The sequence below is a fragment of the Streptomyces sp. 7-21 genome (assembly GCF_016741785.1).
Classification (GTDB): Bacteria; Actinomycetota; Actinomycetes; order Streptomycetales; family Streptomycetaceae; genus Streptomyces.
In genome coordinates this window covers 71,908-87,365 of the sequence record NZ_JAERRL010000002.1, presented here as the reverse complement: position 1 = coordinate 87,365, position 15,458 = coordinate 71,908, and the positions used below count along the sequence as shown (strand labels likewise).

11 protein-coding genes are annotated in these 15,458 nt (G+C 73.0%); 6 read left to right on the top strand and 5 right to left on the bottom strand.

Translation table 11 applies throughout. The annotated features are described in order from the left end of the window. Positions 1-53: 53 nt before the first annotated feature. From JK356_RS02415 to JK356_RS02400, 4 genes are all read left to right on the top strand, one after another. Positions 54-1,364 (top strand): ABC transporter substrate-binding protein, encoded by a 1,311-nt coding sequence (locus JK356_RS02415; RefSeq protein ID WP_201865806.1) that lies wholly within the window; start codon positions 54-56, stop codon positions 1,362-1,364. A gap of 127 nt (positions 1,365-1,491) precedes the next feature. After that, positions 1,492-2,616 carry a Gfo/Idh/MocA family protein gene (locus JK356_RS02410; protein WP_201865805.1) on the top strand — a complete coding sequence of 375 codons (1,125 nt, stop codon included), beginning with the start codon at positions 1,492-1,494 and terminating at the stop codon, positions 2,614-2,616. Continuing rightward, positions 2,613-3,545: a PmoA family protein gene (locus JK356_RS02405; protein WP_201865804.1), complete on the top strand. Its 933-nt coding sequence runs from the start codon at positions 2,613-2,615 to the stop codon at positions 3,543-3,545. Before JK356_RS02410 ends, JK356_RS02405 begins: the two co-directional genes overlap by 4 nt. A gap of 497 nt (positions 3,546-4,042) precedes the next feature. Then, complete coding sequence (locus JK356_RS02400) at positions 4,043-6,817, top strand: Tat pathway signal sequence domain protein (RefSeq protein ID WP_201865803.1); 2,775 nt, start codon at positions 4,043-4,045, stop codon at positions 6,815-6,817. Positions 6,818-6,894: 77 nt separating this feature from the next. On the opposite strand, the gene JK356_RS02395 is transcribed toward JK356_RS02400, so the two are convergent. The 3 genes from JK356_RS02395 to JK356_RS02385 all read right to left on the bottom strand — a co-directional run bounded on the left by JK356_RS02395 (position 6,895) and on the right by JK356_RS02385 (position 10,532). Next, positions 6,895-7,995, bottom strand: coding sequence for an SGNH/GDSL hydrolase family protein (locus JK356_RS02395; protein WP_374100587.1), 1,101 nt, complete (start codon positions 7,993-7,995; stop codon positions 6,895-6,897). Between the two features lie 87 nt (positions 7,996-8,082). After that, complete coding sequence (locus JK356_RS02390; protein WP_201865802.1) at positions 8,083-8,907, bottom strand: DUF4232 domain-containing protein; 825 nt, start codon at positions 8,905-8,907, stop codon at positions 8,083-8,085. A 110-nt stretch (positions 8,908-9,017) separates the two neighbouring features. After that, on the bottom strand, positions 9,018-10,532 hold the full coding sequence (locus JK356_RS02385) for a serine/threonine-protein kinase (RefSeq protein WP_201865801.1): 1,515 nt from the start codon (positions 10,530-10,532) through the stop codon (positions 9,018-9,020). Positions 10,533-10,553: 21 nt separating this feature from the next. Between JK356_RS02385 and JK356_RS02380 the strand changes: the two genes are divergently transcribed. Continuing rightward, complete coding sequence (locus JK356_RS02380) at positions 10,554-11,135, top strand: RNA polymerase sigma factor (RefSeq protein WP_201865800.1); 582 nt, start codon at positions 10,554-10,556, stop codon at positions 11,133-11,135. 256 nt (positions 11,136-11,391) lie between these two features. On the opposite strand, the gene JK356_RS02375 is transcribed toward JK356_RS02380, so the two are convergent. Beyond that, complete coding sequence (locus JK356_RS02375; protein ID WP_201865799.1) at positions 11,392-12,828, bottom strand: glycoside hydrolase family 43 protein; 1,437 nt, start codon at positions 12,826-12,828, stop codon at positions 11,392-11,394. 153 nt (positions 12,829-12,981) lie between these two features. Beyond that, entirely contained in the window at positions 12,982-14,409 is a 1,428-nt protein-coding gene (locus tag JK356_RS02370; RefSeq protein WP_201865798.1) for a helix-turn-helix transcriptional regulator, read from the bottom strand. A 220-nt stretch (positions 14,410-14,629) separates the two neighbouring features. Between JK356_RS02370 and JK356_RS02365 the strand changes: the two genes are divergently transcribed. After that, positions 14,630-15,310 carry a DUF4232 domain-containing protein gene (locus JK356_RS02365; protein ID WP_201865797.1) on the top strand — a complete coding sequence of 227 codons (681 nt, stop codon included), beginning with the start codon at positions 14,630-14,632 and terminating at the stop codon, positions 15,308-15,310. Positions 15,311-15,458 lie beyond the last annotated feature (148 nt).

The window sequence follows — 15,458 nt, the reverse complement described above, 5'->3', positions numbered from 1 at the left end:
GTTCCCCGGCAGCGGCCGGCGGTGAGGGAAGAGCGAGCCAGAGAGGAAAGAACATGTCCCGTACCGCACGCGCGGGCATCGCCGCGGCGACCGCGGGTCTCACCCTCGCGGCCTGCGGGGTGGGCGCGGACCCCGTGTACCACCCCGAGCTCTCCGATGGCGAGGTCACCATCACCATGAACTGGTGGGGCGCCGACGCCCGCACCCAGATGACCCTGGAGGCCATCGAGCTGTTCGAGCGCGAGCACCCGAACATCAACGTCGAGCCGCAGTACGCCGACTGGGCCGGCTACTGGGACCGCCTGGCAACGACCACGGCCGCCGGCGACATGCCCGACGTCATCCAGTTCGACCAGCTGTACCTGGCCTCGTACGCCGAGCGCGGCGCGCTGCTGGACCTGTCCACGGTGGACAACATCCTCGACGTCTCCGCGCTCCCGGACAAAGCGCTGGACACCGGCCGGGTCAACGGCGACCTCTACGCCGTGCCCACCGGCGCCACCACCAACGCGATCCTGATCAACACCACGCTCTTCGAGCGCTACGGCGTCGAGCTGCCCGACACCACCTCCTGGACCTGGGAGGAGTTCGAGCAGGTGGCGGTCGAGCTGACCGAGGCGTCCGGCGGCGAGGTGTACGGCCTGAGCCCGTTGGGCGGCGACTCCTTCAGCCTCACCGTCTGGGCGCGCCAGCACGGCGGCGAGCTGTTCGACGCCAGCGGCGAACTCGCCCTGGACCCGGAGCTGCTGGCCAGCTACTGGCAGCGCGAACTCGACTTCATCGACAGCGGCGCCTCGCCCTCAGCCGGGCGGCTGAGCGAGGTGCAGGGCCTTCCCCTGGACCAGACCCACGTGGTCACCGGCGTCACCGCCATGTCGTTCATCCCCGCCGGGCAGTTCCTCGCCTACCAGTCGGCCGCGCCCGACTTCGACTACGCGCTGGCGGAGTGGCCCCGGGACGAGGGCACCCCCGAGGGCTTCCAGTACCTCAAGCCCTCCATGTACTGGGCTGGCGCCTCGACCTCCGAACACCCCGCCGAGGCCGCCCTGCTGATCGACTTCCTCACCAACGACACCCGCGTCGCCGAGATCTTCGGCCTCGACCGCGGCGAGCCCGCCAACCCGGCCTTCCAGGAGGCGCTGCTGCCCCACCTCGACGAAGCGGGCCGGGAGTCGCTGGAGTTCACCGAGACCATGGCCGGGAAGGTCGGCGACACGCCGCCGATCACGCCCAACGGCGCCAGCAACGTGGAGCTGCTGCTCGTGCGGTACAACCAGCAGGTACTGTTCGGAGAGACGTCGCCCGAGGAGGCCGCCGAGGCGTTCCTCAGCGAGCTGGGCGACTCCATCAACGCGGCGGGGTAGGCCCCGGCCCGCGCCGGTCCCCGCAGCGGCGGGCGATCCGGCTGGCCAAGGGCTTGTGTGATCGATCACCCAAGCATAGAGTGCAGCGAGACTGCAAGCGCTTACTGACCAGCTGAGGAGCTTCTTCATGCCCTCCCCTCCCACCCGTCTGCGCGCGGCCGTCATCGGCACCGGCGCCATCGTGACCGGGAGCCACCTGCCCGCCCTTGCGGCGCACGCGGAGCGGGTCGAGCTGGTCGCCGCGGTGGACATCGACGCCGCACGGCTGGACGCCTTCCGCGAGGCGGCCGCCGCCGCGGGCCTCCCCGGCGTGCGCGGCTACACCGACCTGGCCGCCATGCTCGCCGAGGCCCGGCCCGACCTGGTCCTGATCGGCACCCCGCCCTCGCTGCACCGCGAGCAGACCATCGCCGCGCTCCAGGCCGGCGCCTGGGTGCTGTGCGAGAAGCCCCTCACCCTCTCCCTGGCGGAGTACGACGAGATCGCCGCCGCCGAACAGGCCACCGGCGTCTACGCCTCGGTGGTCTTCCAGCACCGCTACGGCTCCGGCGCGGTCCACGCCCGCCAGCTGATAGCCAGCGGCGAGCTGGGCGCCCCGCTGGTGGCCCACTGCCAGACCACCTGGCACCGCGACACCGCCTACTACGCCGTCCCCTGGCGCGGCCGCTGGGCCACCGAGGGCGGCGGCCCCACCATGGGCCACGGCATCCACCAGTACGACCTGCTGCTGCACCTGCTCGGCGACTGGACCGAGATCCGCGCCATGGCCGCCCGCCTGGTGCACGACGTCGAGAGCGAGGACGTCTCCACCGCCCTGGTCCGCTTCGCCAGCGGCGCCATGGCCACGGTCGTCAACAGTGTCCTGTCGCCCGACGAGGTCAGCCGCATCCGCATCGACTGCGCCGACGCCACCGTCGAACTCACGCACCTGTACGGGCACCGCAACGAGGACTGGGTCTACACCCCCCGCCCCGGCCTGGACGACGAGGAGCGCGTCGCCCGCTGGCGCACCCCGGCCGAGGACGTGCCCAGCTCGCACACCGTGCAGCTCGGCGCCGTGCTCGACGCCTACGAGCGCGGCGAGCGCCCGCCCGGCAGCGGCCAGGAGGCCCGCCGCACCATCGAGTTCGCCGCGGCGCTGTACAAGTCCGCGTTCACCGGAGCCCCGGTGCGCGCCGGGGAGATCAAGCCCGGCGACCCCTACTACGAAGCGATGCACGGCAACCACCCGGACTGGAGCCCGAGCCGATGACGCTGAACGTCACCCACGTCCACGGCGACCGCGTCACCGTCAGCGCCGGCGACGCTGACCTGCTGGCGTACGTCTACCGCCCCGACCCCGACCCCTACGAGTCCCGCAAGCCCTACATCCACCCGCTGCGCACCCTCGCCGGCAACCTGGTCACCGGCTACCGGCCCAGCGACCACCGCTGGCACAAGGGCGTCCAGATGACCGCCAGCCACCTGTCCGGGCAGAACTTCTGGGGCGGCAACTCCTACCTCGGCCCCGACCAGGGCTACCAGCGCGTGCCCGAGCGGGTGGGCTGGATGCGGCACGACGGCTTCTCGGCGGTCGATGCGGCCGGCGGCCGGCTGGACATCGCCGAGGACCTGACCTGGATCAGCTACGGCGGCGAGGAGTGGGCGCGTGAACAGCGGGGCGTGGCCGTCCACTCGGTCGACGAGGCCGCGGGCGCCTACGTGCTGGACTGGTCGATCCGGCTGACCAACATCCGCAGCGAACCGCTGCGGTTCGGCTCCCCGACGACGGCGGGGCGCGAGATGGCCGGGTACACCGGCCTGCAGTGGCGCGGCCCGCGCGACTTCACCGGCGGCCAGGTGCTCACGCCCGCCGGCCCGTCCACGGACCAGGAGACCATGGGCACCCCGGCCGCGGAGATGCCGTGGATCGCGTTCACGGCCGAACACGACGACGTGGACGCGCACTCGACACTGGTCTTCGCCCATGCCCCGGAGAACCTCGGCGAGGACGCCATCCACCCCTCGCACTGGTTCGTGCGGTCGGTTCCCATCCCGACGGTGGCGTTCTCCTGGGCGTTCTTCGAGGAGTTCGCGCTGGAGCCGCAGCAGTCGTTCGCCTTCCGGTACCGCATCGTCGTCGCCGACGGCGCGTGGGACCAGGACCGGGTCGCCGGACACCTGGCGGGCCTCGCGTGGTGAACCCGCCTCTCCCCTGGGCGGGTTCACCGGCCCCGCGGGTGAGGGCCTGACACGGGCGACCGGACCGGCCCCGCCGAGCGCGCCGCTCGGCGGGGCCGGTTTTTCCGTGCGCGGGCGCGAGGGCCGCGCGAGCGCGCCGGATCCACCAGTTCCGTTCACGAGTGCCCAGCACCCCACAGCGCTGGATCCGGCCGCCGCGGCCCCGTGCTGAGCTGCGGGCCGGGCGCGCGCTGGCCGGAAAGTCACGGCAACCCCCTGGCCTGATCGTGCAGTTGCGTGTAAATATGTTGCTACAGCTGTTCGATCAGCTCGTTACCACACACCACCTGACGTTCTCTTCCGCCTCGCCGGGCGCCCGCCCCCGCTGCGCCGGAGCCCGCGAGCCGCTCCCCTGACCGCCCCCGCCACGTGAGACCGCCACCGCGGCCCCGTGTCTGACCCGCGCCCACCCCTTCAGTGAAACGATTCATTCGACGCGTCACTGTGAGGTGCTCGCCATGACACCCCCCACGCCCTCCTCCCAGACGCCGGCCGCCCCCTCGGGCCCCACCAGAAGGACCGTCCTCGGCGCCGCGGCCGCCCTCGGCACGGCCGGCCCCCTGCACTCCGCGCTCGCCTCCGGCGCCGCCTCCGCCGCCAGCCGCCCCGCCCGGCGGCCCGGCCCCGGCGAGGTGACCGTGCACTGGCTGGAAGACCGCCCCGCTGCACTCACCGGCGCCACCTGGGGAACGCCGTGGCCCCAGGGCGCCGTGCCCGGCGACCAGTCCTTCGCGCTGACCGCCGCCGACGGCACCGCTGTGCCGCTCCAGTCCTGGCCGCTGGCCTACTGGCCCGACGGCTCCCTGAAGTGGAGCGCGCACGCCATCCCCGGCGCGGCGCCCGCCGCCGGCTCCTACACCCTCACCGGCGGCGAACCCGCCGCCCCCGAACCGCCCGTCACCGTCCGGGAACACCGCGGCTTCGTCGAGGTGGACACCGGCGTCATCAACGCCCGCATCCCCACCAGCGGCCCCCATCTCATCAGCCGCGTCCGGCGCGGGACCACGGTCATCGCGCGCGACGGCCACCTGGTCAACCTGGTCCAGCACGAACTGCCCGACGACGGCGTCGGCACCGTGCGCCGCGACCAGCTCCGCAGCAGCGTCGAAGAGGTGACCGTCGAACAGTCCGGCCCCGTCCGCGCCGTCATCAAGATCACCGGACGCCACACCCGCCGCGGCCTGTCCTGGCTGCCGTTCACCGTCCGCCTCTGCTTCCACGCGGGCGCCGAGGGCTTCCGGATGGTGCACAGCTTCGTCTTCGACTCCGACGGCCAGGAACACTTCATCGCCGGGCTAGGCGTGCGGTTCTCCGTGCCGCTGCGCGACGAGCTGTACGACCGCCACGTCCGGCTGGTCGGCGAAGGGCACGGCGCGCTGGCCGAGGCCGTCAAGCCGCTGACGGGCCTGCGCCGCGACCCCGGCGAGGAGGTGCGGCGGGCGCAGGTGGCGGGCCAGCGCACGCCCGGCATCGACACCTGGGACCCCCGCGTTGCGGACCGCGTCCACCTCATCCCCGCCTTCGGCGACTACTCGCTGTCCCAGCTGAACTCCGAGGGCTTCACCGTGCGCAAGCGCACCCGCGCCGGGCACGGCTGGATCGACGTGGACCAGGGCCGCCGCGCCGCCGGCTGCGGCTATCTCGGCGGCCCCAGCGGCGGATTCGCCTTCGGCATGAAGGACTTCTGGCAGCTCCACCCCACCCAGCTGGACATCCGCGGCGCCCACACCAGCACCGGTGAGGTCACGGTGTGGCTGTGGTCACCGGACGCCCCGCCGATGGACACCCGCTTCTACCACGACGGGATGGGCCAGGACACCTACGCGGAGCAGCTGGAGGGCCTGGAGATCACCTACGAGGACTACGAACCGGACTTCGGCACCCCCTACGGCATCGCCCGCACCACCGAACTCACCTTCTGGGCCCTGGCGTCCACGCCCGGCCGGGAGCAGCTCGGCGCGATCGCCGACGCCGTGCGGGCCACGCCGCAGCTGGTCAGCCCCGTGGCCCACATGGTCGAATCCGGCGCGTTCGGCGGCCTGTTCAGCCCCGTGGACCGCTCCACCCCGGCCCGCGCGCGCATCGAGGACCGGCTCGACTTCCTCTTCGACTACTACGTCACCCAGCGCGAGCAGCGGCACTGGTACGGCTTCTGGAACTACGGCGACGTCATGCACAGCCAGGACAGCGACCGCCAGGTCTGGCGCTACGACATCGGCGGCTACGCCTGGGACAACTCCGAGCTGTCGCCGGACCTGTGGCTGTGGTACGCCTACCTGCGCAGCGGCCGCGCCGACATCTTCCGCTTCGCGGAGGCGATGACGCGCCACACCGGCGAGGTGGACGTCTACCACGCCGGGCCGTGGGCCGGGCTGGGCACGCGCCACGGCGTGCAGCACTGGGCGGACAGCGCCAAGCAGCAGCGCATCTCCACCGCCGCCTACCGCCGCTTCTACTACTACCTCACGGCCGACGAGCGCACCGGCGACCTGATGCGCGCGCTCGCCCGCAGCGAGGAGACGTTCGTCGTGCTCGACCCGCTCCGCAAGATCCGCGAGGAGCCCTACGAGCCCGACCCGCGGGCGCTGTCCATCGGCTTCGGCACGGACTGGAGCGGCCTGGCCGCCGCCTGGCTCACCGAGTGGGAACGGCGCGGCCCGCGCTGGGAGGAGTGCCGCGACAAGCTGCTCGGCACGATGGAGACGATCGCCGCCCAGCCCAACGGCTTCTTCCAGGGCGAGGCGCGGTACGACACCGAGACCGGCCGGTTCGCGGTGCAGGAGGAACCGCGCATCGACGTCTCCCACCTGAGCGCGGTGTTCGGCCTGGTGGAGATCAACGCCGAGCTGCTCCAGCAGATCGACATGCCCGAGTTCGAAGCCGCGTGGCTCCAGTACTGCCGGCTGTACAACGGCACCGACGAGGAGGCCGAGGCCGAACTCGGCGGCCCCCTGCCCGGCAACCGCAGCCTGCGGCAGGCCCACACCCGGCTCGGCGCGTACGCCGCCGCCCGCCTGGGCGACGACGCGCTGGCCGACCGGATATGGGACGCCTTCCTGCACCCGCAGGCGGACTGGGAGTACGGCGAGGACACCGAACTGCGCACCGAGCGCGTCACGCATACCCTCAACCCGACCGACTGGTGCGGCAAGGTCGCGACCAACGACACCGCCCAGTACGGCCTGGCCGCCATCCAGAACCTGGCTCTGATCGGCGGCCGGCTGCCCGGCTGAGGGCCGGCGGCCCCGCGCCCCGCCCGCCGCGGGCGCGGGGCCCGCGGCCGGCCGGATACCCCTGCCGGACAGGCGCGTTACCAGTCGATCGGGATGGTGGCGAGGAAACCGTCCAGGAGATCCGCGATGATCTCGTGGTCGGCGCGCGAGGGGTGCCAGTCACAGCCCATGCGGTCCAGCCGCGGATCGTCGTAGTACCAGAAGTGCACGCGGTCGTCGCCCGCCTGGCGGCGCTCGCGCACGATGGCATCGGCGGCGTCGGCGAACCGCCCGCTGCCGTCGACGTGGGTGGCGCTGACGACCAGCGCCGTCCCGCTGCCGTAGCGGGCCCGGAGCAGGTCGAGGAAGCCGTGGTACGCCTCGGTGTAGTCGGCGACCAGCTCTTCAGAAGTCGCCCACCGCTCGCCGGGGTTGAGCGGCGTGGAGAAGTCGTTGATGCCCAGGCCGATCACGACGGCGCCGGGCTGCCAGCTCGCGGGCCGGTCCCACACGTCGCCCTCGACGTGGATCAGGGCACGCTCGTAGTACGTGCGGAAGTCGGTGCCCGGGTCGGTGCCGTTGTAGTTGCGGACCATGCCCCGGCCGGAGAACGCGTTGAGCTGGTAGTCGGCGTCCAGGCGGCGGGCGGTGAGGGCGCCGAAGGACAGGTCGGCGTTGGTGTTGCGGTTGACCCCGCCGTTGGCCGAACAGTCCCGCGTACCGGAGATGTTGCCGTACCCGGCGGTGTAGGAGTCGCCGATGAACTCGATCTGCCGCTGCCGGGGGCGCGGCGGCTCCAGCAGCGTGCCGCCGCTGGCCGCGCGGAAGCCGCCGAACCGGCCGGCGGCCCAGGTGCTCTCCGTCCGCTTCACCAGCCGCACCTCGTGCTCGCCGTCGGGCAGGTCCTCGATCCAGTGGGTGACCCGGCCCGGCGTCACCAGCGTCGCCACGGTCGCGCCGTCGACCTGGATGTCGTAGTCGTTGTCCGCGTCGTCGAGGACGACGCCGACGCCTGTGCCCTGGAACCGGCCCTCGAAGTAGATGCCGGGCCAGGAGTACTCCCAGGTGTCGCCGTTCCGCCGGACCCGGCCGGCGGTGTGCGCCTGCGGCGCGGCGGCGGACGCCGGGAGGGCGGTGGCCAGCGCGAGCGCGGCGCCGGACGCGAGCACGGCCCGCCGGGAGCAACGGCGTGTCAGCACGGGGCACTTCCTTCCCTCGACGTCGTGGGAGCGCTCCCAATCATGACCGGGCGGCCTGCCCCCGACAAGACCTCGTGCGCCGCCCCCCTAGCCCGTGCCCGGCTGGAAGGTGCCGACCTTCACGCTGCCCGACGTCACCGGCACCGGGTCACCGTTCCAGGGAATGGTCAGGGTGATGGTCGTGTCCGGCGGCGTGACGGCGAGGTAGCTGGGCACCTCGGTGGGCGCTCCAGTGACGCCCGGATTGCCGAACCGCAGCACGGCGTAGCCGCTTTCGCCCGGACCGAGCGAGACCGTCGTGGCCTGGCTGGTCTGGTCGCGCCACGGGTCTTGGCCGACCGGCTGGTAGTCGGCGTCCTGGAAGGCCACGCCCGGATAGCCGTACAGCGTGCACGTCTCGCCGGAGACGTTGGTGAGGACGATGGGGTAGTTCCAGTTTCCCGCCGTGATCTCGGGCTCCCCCACCGTGGCCTCCACGTCGCTGGCGGAGCACTGCGTGCCGTCCGCCTCCCCGTCGTCGCCTCCGCCCGGGCCGTCGTCCGCTCCGCCGCCGTCACCGTCGCCCGTGTCCCCGGCCGCGCCGTCACCGCCGCCCGCGGAGCCGCCGTCCCCGCCCTCGTCCGGCTCGACGCCCTCCGGGACGGTCAGGTCGGGCGCCGGCACCGCACCGTCCCGCTCCCGCTCGCCGCCGCCGTCCGGGCTGTTGTCGGCCGGCACGGGCTGCGCCAGGCCGGGCAGCTGCTCCGGGCCGCTCGCCGCGTCCCCCTCGGATCCGCAGGCGCACAGCAGGAGTCCGAGCACGGTGGTGCCGGAGACCAGCGCCGCCCGGCTGGCGCGGGCGCCGCCCGGCCGTGCGGTTCCGGCCCTGGAGTGACGCCGCCGTGCGCGCCCCGCCCTGCGGAGGTCGTTCATGTCCTTGCTCCTTGAGGATCGCTTCTGCCGGCGCCCGTGCACGGCCCCCTCCGCCTCCCATGCTCGGCGGTTCTGGCAGGTTGGCTCAACTTCACGGGTGTAACCGGACCTCAGCGTTCGACGCGCAGGCCGTCCAGGATGCGGTCGGTGGCGTCGCCGCCGCCGTGCTGCCGGATCTGCACGAACAGCTGCGGCTGGTCGCTCCCGTCCGCTGGGGCCAGCGCGGCCTCCGTGAAGGTGCCGGACCCGCCCTCGCACTCCTCCCAGGTGTGCACCGTGCCCTGCCAGTCGGCGCCCTCGTAGTCGCGGCTCCCGGCGAAGCGGCAGGAGTCGTGGGTCAGTTCGCTGACCTGGGCCGCGACGTCGCCCCGCTCGCTGAGGCCGACGAACAGGCCGTTGACCGCGGCGCCGAGGTCCAGCCAGCCGGTGAGGTCGTCCGCCACGGCCAGGCCGGGCGCGCTCTCGGCCCCCAGCCCGAGCGTCTGCGGGCTCCAGCCGGAGTCGCGCAGCTGGCCCGCCCACTCCCGCGGCACCTCCGCCGTGATCTGGCCGGTGGTGTCGGCCACGCGCACCGCACCGCCGCCGTCCCCGTCGTCCCCGGACGACTGCCCCAGCAGCCAGGCGGCCGTGCCTCCGCCGGCCACCACGACCACGGCGGCGGCCACCAGCAGCGCCTTCCGCCGGAAACGCCCCGGCCGGGGCGCCACCGGCTCGGTGGGCGGCTCCGACGCGCCGGACGACGCGGGCTGCGTGGGCGGCCCGGACTCGGCCGGGCGCGCGGGCTCGCCGGCGGGCTCCCCGGCGGGCTCCCCGGTGTCAGCGGCCTCGGCCGCGAGCCGCTCGAGCGCGTCGGCGAAGTCCTTGGCGGTGGGCCAGCGCCGCTCCCGCTCCGGCTCCATGGCGCGCATCAGGGCGCGCTCGATGTCCGGGTGCAGTCCGGGCCGCAGCTCGGAGGGCGGCACGACCTTCCCCGGCGGGCCGGGCACCGAGCCGGTGACCAGGTGGTAGCCGAGGGCGCCCAGGCTGTAGACGTCGGCGCGCGCGTCGATGCCGGCGCCGGGCTCGGCCTGCTCGGGCGGCTGGTAGCCGGCCGACCCGGCGGCCATCGTCAGACCGGACGCCTGGGCGAGGCTCTTGGCCAGGCCCAGGTCCGCCAGCAGCACCCGGTCCCCGTCCTCGTCCTCGCCGTCGGTGGAGCTGCGGAACAGCACGTTCGAGGGCTTGATGTCGCGGTGCACGATGCCGGCCGCGTGCAGGGCGGCGGCGCCGCGGGCGGTCCTGGCCGTCAGGCGCAGCGCCACGGGAAGCGGCAGCGGACCGTCCGCCAGCCGGTCCTCCAGGGTGCCGCCGTCGGCGTACTCCATCACGAAGTACGGGCGCTCATCCGGCGTTTCCCCGATGTCGAAGACCTGCACCACGCGGCTGGAGTCGGCCCGGCGCAGCAGCCGCGCCTCGGACAGGAACCGTTCCCTGATGTCGAGGCGGTGCGACCAGTTGTCGGCCATCACCTTCACCGCGACAGGGGCCTCCAGGACGTCGTCGTGGGCGAGCCAGACGACCCCGAAAGCACCAGCTCCCAGGCGTCGGTCCAGGCGGTAGCGACCGATCCGCTCCGTGGCTTTCATGCGACTATCATGCCGTCTTGGATGGCCCAGCTACCGGGGGGAGACCTCGTGCCGCATACCGCGGACTCCACCGAAGAACTCGCACTACGCGCGGCCAAAGGGGACAGCGAGGCGCTGAACACCCTGCTGGAGACCATCAGACCGGACGTCCTGCGGCGCTGCGGGCGGTTCCTGCCCTGCCGGGAGGATGCCGAGGAAGCCGCGCAGGACACCCTGCTGCGGGTGGCGCGGAAGATCAACACCTTCGAGGGACGCAGCCGCTTCAGCACCTGGCTGTACATGGTCGTGGCCAACTGCTCCCGGCAGAAGTACCGCGAGCTGAAGCGTCGTTCGGCCGAGCAGCCGGACACGATCGAGCCCACGCGGCACGTGGATCCGCGCACGACCAGCGTCATCGCCGGTTCGCGCATCGACCTGCTTGAGGCGCTGGAACGGCTGGAGCAGAAGCACCCCCACCTGGTGGCCCCGCTGGTCTACCGGGACATCTGCCAGCTGGAGTACTCCGAGATCGCCCAGCGCGAGGGCATTCCGCTCGGCACGCTGAAGTCCCGGCTGCACCAGGCCAGGCGCGAGGTCAGGCCCTGGCTGACGGACAACTCCTAGCCGAGCACGCGGCTGCGGCCGCCCCGCGTGGCCACCACCCGTGCCGCGCGGGCCGCTGGCCTGCCCGCCGGAACCGGACACCTCGCCGCCAACCGCCCGTAACGGCACGGCCGCTGGCCGGGGCGCGGTGCCCGGAGGGGACAGGAATCCGGGCACACACCGGCTGCCCGGACGGGCGCGCCACCGGGGCCGCACGGGCAGCAAGTGCGCCCTGAGGGGCCGCGCCGCCGCGGCCCCTCAGGTACCGGGAGGGCCGTCAGCCGGTGTAGACCTCGGCCCGGTCGACGCTGATGTAGGCCGCGCCCGAGCCGGCGTTGTGCTCCCCGGTCACCCGGATCCGCAGCGTGTGCTCGCCGTACGGCAGCCGCGGGCTGAGGTACTGGAGCGCCTCCCCGACGCGGATCGGGCCGTAGAAGTCGACGAGTTCCTCGGGCCCGCCGTCGATGCTGATGGCCGCGATGCCGTTGCCGGTGTCCCGCACGGACAGCAGCGCGATACGCGTGCCGGTGAAGGTGAACGTCGCGGTGTGCCCCGCCTGGTCGCTGAAGTGGTCATCGCCCCAGAAGCACTGGGCGGCGCAGCCCGTGCCGGAGTTCCAGTCGCCTTCGTAGGTGACCGTGCCGTCGCCGCTGGACCGGCCGTCGTCGTTGATCCAGTAGGCGCCGGGGCCCGGGTCGCCGGACGGCAGGTCCTGCGTGGCGCCCAGGGCGAGCGGGGTGCCGAGGTCAGGGCTGCCGTCCTCGTTCCAGCTGATGCGCTGGGCGCGGGTGGTGCGGTCCGTGTAGGTGTACTCCGCCGTGGTCTTGGCGTGGTAGATGATCCAGTCCTCGGTCCCGTCGGGCGACTGGAAGAACGAGTGGTGGCCGGGGCCGTACACGCCCGCGGCGTCGTTGCGCGAGAAGACGGGGCCGTCGTGCTGCACCCAGTTCTCCGGCTGGAGCGGGTCGGCGTCCATCGGCAGCGACATCATCCACACCTGGTAGTCCGGCTTGCCGGTGTCGCAGGCCGAGTACGTCATCCACACCCGGTCGTTGCGGTACAGGAACGCCGGGCCCTCGCGCACCTCGGGGCAGCCGCCGGCGGCGTCCAGCGCGACCGCGTCGCCGGAGACCGTGTAGGGGTTGGACATCGGCGCGATGTTCAGGCCGTTGTGCTGGTAGACGTTGACGCCGCTGTAGGCCAGGTAGAGCCGCCCGTCGAGCTGGAGGATGCCGGGGTCGATGGAGAAGTCGTCGGCGTGGTTGGGCGGAACGAGCTGCCCTTTGAAGTGGTACGGCCCGGTCGGGTCGTCGCCCTCAGACTCCAGCACGTACAGCCGGTGGTGGTCGTCCACGCCGTCGTCAGCGGTGTAGTAGAGGTACCAGCGGTCGCCGAACTGGTACAGCTCGGGCGCCCAGATGTTCTGGTTCCGCGAGGGGTCGGTGTCCGTCCACACGGTGACGGGGTCGGCGGTCAGCAGCGTGGCCAGGGAGGGCGAGCTCCAGATCCGGATGCTGTCGCCCTGGGTGGTGGTGAGGTGGTACTGCCCGTTCGCGTAGACCAGGAACGGGTCGGCCCCGGGGTTGAGCGGGTTGCGGAAGGTACCGGCGGCGGGTGACGCCGCCGGGGCGGCGGTGGCCTGCGGGGCCCAGAGCAGGCCGGCGAGCAGGGACAGCAGTGCCATGACCAACGGGATTCCGGTTCGCGCGCGCATCAGCGGCTCCCTCGTCTCTCTCGCGTCGTGTGGACGCGCTGACGGCGTCGGTTGACGATCTCTCATGGCACCACGGCAATGATCCGCTGTACATAGGTGTCACACGTGTGGCGGCGGCGCGGTGCCGCGCCGCCGCCGCTGGCCGCCGTGCCGTCAGTCCTCCGGCGCGCCCGGGATGCCGTCGTTGACCTCCCAGCGGTCGTTGAAGCCCAGCGGGTAGTCGTACGCGGGCCGGTCCTCGTTGGCGCTGGTGCGGAACGGCTGCCCGCCGTCGTCGATCCGCACCGTGCCGCGCTCACCGCCGCTGGACCACTCCAGCTCCAGGAACCAGCGCACATCGTGCTCCTGCGTGCGCGCGACCACGTAGTACACCTCGGGGTCGTCCTCGCTCACCTGGTAGGGGAAGTCCTCCTCCCCGGCAGCGGGTTCGATCCCGGGCCGCCCGGCGTCAAGGTCCAGGTCGAAGTGGCGCGTCTGCACGCCGCCGCCGCAGCCGTCGGTGGCCATGACGTAATCGTTCCACGGCAGCGGGTCGTCCCTGCCGACCACGCGCACGTGCAGGTCCTCCAGGACGATCGTGTGGTCGCCGCTGCCCTGCACCGTCAGCCGCACCCAGTGCTCCCCGCCGGTGACCCCGCCGAGCGCGCTGACCCAGCCGCGCGCCTCGTCCGCGACCGGCGGCGGGGGCACCTGGCTGGGCTCCTGGTTCACCAGGTAGTGCTGGGAGCAGGGGTCGTCCCAGTAGTACGGCTCGGCGACCACAGTGGGCGGGGTGACGGTGCCGCCGTCCGCCGCGCCGTCGTTCCCGCCGGCGGAGCCCGCGGCGTCCTCCCCGCCACCGCCGTCCGAGCCGGCCCCGGCACCGGACTCGCCGTCGCCGGAGTCCCGTTCCCCGCCGTCCTGCGAGGCGCTGGCGTCGGCGCGCTTACCGCCGCTGCCCTCGTCTCCGTCGCCTGGGCCGCCCGCGCCCGCCGTGGCTTCCGCCGCCGCGTCGCCGCTGCCGTCGCCGCCGTCGTCACCACCCGTCAGCAGGCCCACGGCCAGCGCGCTTGTCAGGACGACGGCGAGCACGCCGCCGCCCGCCAGGGCGATGCGACGGCGACGCCACGGCGGCCGGGGTGCGGGGTCTGCCTCCGGCCTGTCCGGCGCGGCGGCGGCCACCGGCTCCGGCTGCGGTGCGGGTTCCGGTTCGGATGCGGGTTCCGGCTCCGGCTCCGGTTGCTGCTTCGGTGTCTGCTCCGGTTCGGGCTCCGGTGCGCGGTCGCGGTCGGCGGGTTCCGCGTCCTGCTCCGGCTTCCGCTTCTCCTCCGCCGCGGCGGCGGCTGCCGCGCCCTTCTGCTTGCGGCGGGCGGCATCGGCCAGCACCCATCTGCGGTGCAGCTCGACCAGTTCCTCGGGCGTCGCCTTGCACAGCCGCGCGAACCGCTCCACGGGCGCGTAATCCACGGGAACCGCGTCCCCGTTGACGTACCGGTGCAGCGTCGAGGCGGACATGTGGAGCCGCTTGCCGAGCGCCCCGTAGCTCAGGCCGGAGCGTTCCTTCAACTCCTTCAGGAGTCCGGCAAAGCCGTCCCCCACCATCGTTCCTCCTCCTCTCCACATCCCCGAACGCATTCCAGGGAGACCACATCCCCGCAGGTCAGCGCCGTTCCAGCATTCCCGCGTCCCGAGAACTGCGGCGACCGTAGCGGCCGGGACGGAAAACCCCGCAAGGTGTCAGCCATCCAAGCACGCCGCCCCCGGCCACCGGCCCAGCGGCCCGCACCAACCCCATACACACACACCCAACAAGGAGGCACCCATGCCCGCCCGCACCACCCGCCCTCGCCTGCTCGCCGCCGCCACCCTCACCGCCCTCGCCGCCCTCTCCCTCACCGCCTGCGGCACCGACGACAACGACACCAACGCCAGCACCACGGGCACCGCCCAGACCACCAGCAACAGCAGCACCCCGAACCAGGACGAGAACACCTCCAGCACCGGCAACCTCTCCCCCGACCACCAGGGCACCCGCACCGCCGACACCCCCCACACCAACACCGCCAACAGCAGCGAAGAGGACAGCGACACCAGCCTGGCCCCCTGCACCAGCGAAGACCTGACGATCACCGCCACAGAGGTCTCCAGCCCCGTCAACCACCTGCTGCTGACCGCCACCAACACCAGCACCGAGGACTGCACCCTGCCCGGCTACCCGCAGCTGCGCTTCGACCAGGCCCAGTCCGTCCCCCCGGTCATCGAGGACTCCCAGCCCCAGGCCGTCGTCACCCTCGCCCCCGGCGAATCCGCCTACGCCGGCGTGACCCTCTCCGCCGCCGACGGCAGCGGCACCCACGGCTACACCGCCACCACCCTCGAAGTCCACCTCACCGACAACACCGGCACCCTCACCCCCGCCCTCCCCGGCAACGGCGTCTACATCGACGACACCCTCACCGTCACCTACTGGCAGCAGAACCTCAACGACGCCCTCACCTGGTAACCCACCCACCCACCCAGCACAACCCCCACCACCAACAGCCGGGGTGGCAACACGCCACCCCGGCCCGCGCACGAGGTCGTCGACGAGGACGCTCGACAGCGAGCGCGACCTGTGACGCAGGACCGACCGTGAAGGTAGTCCTCGGGGC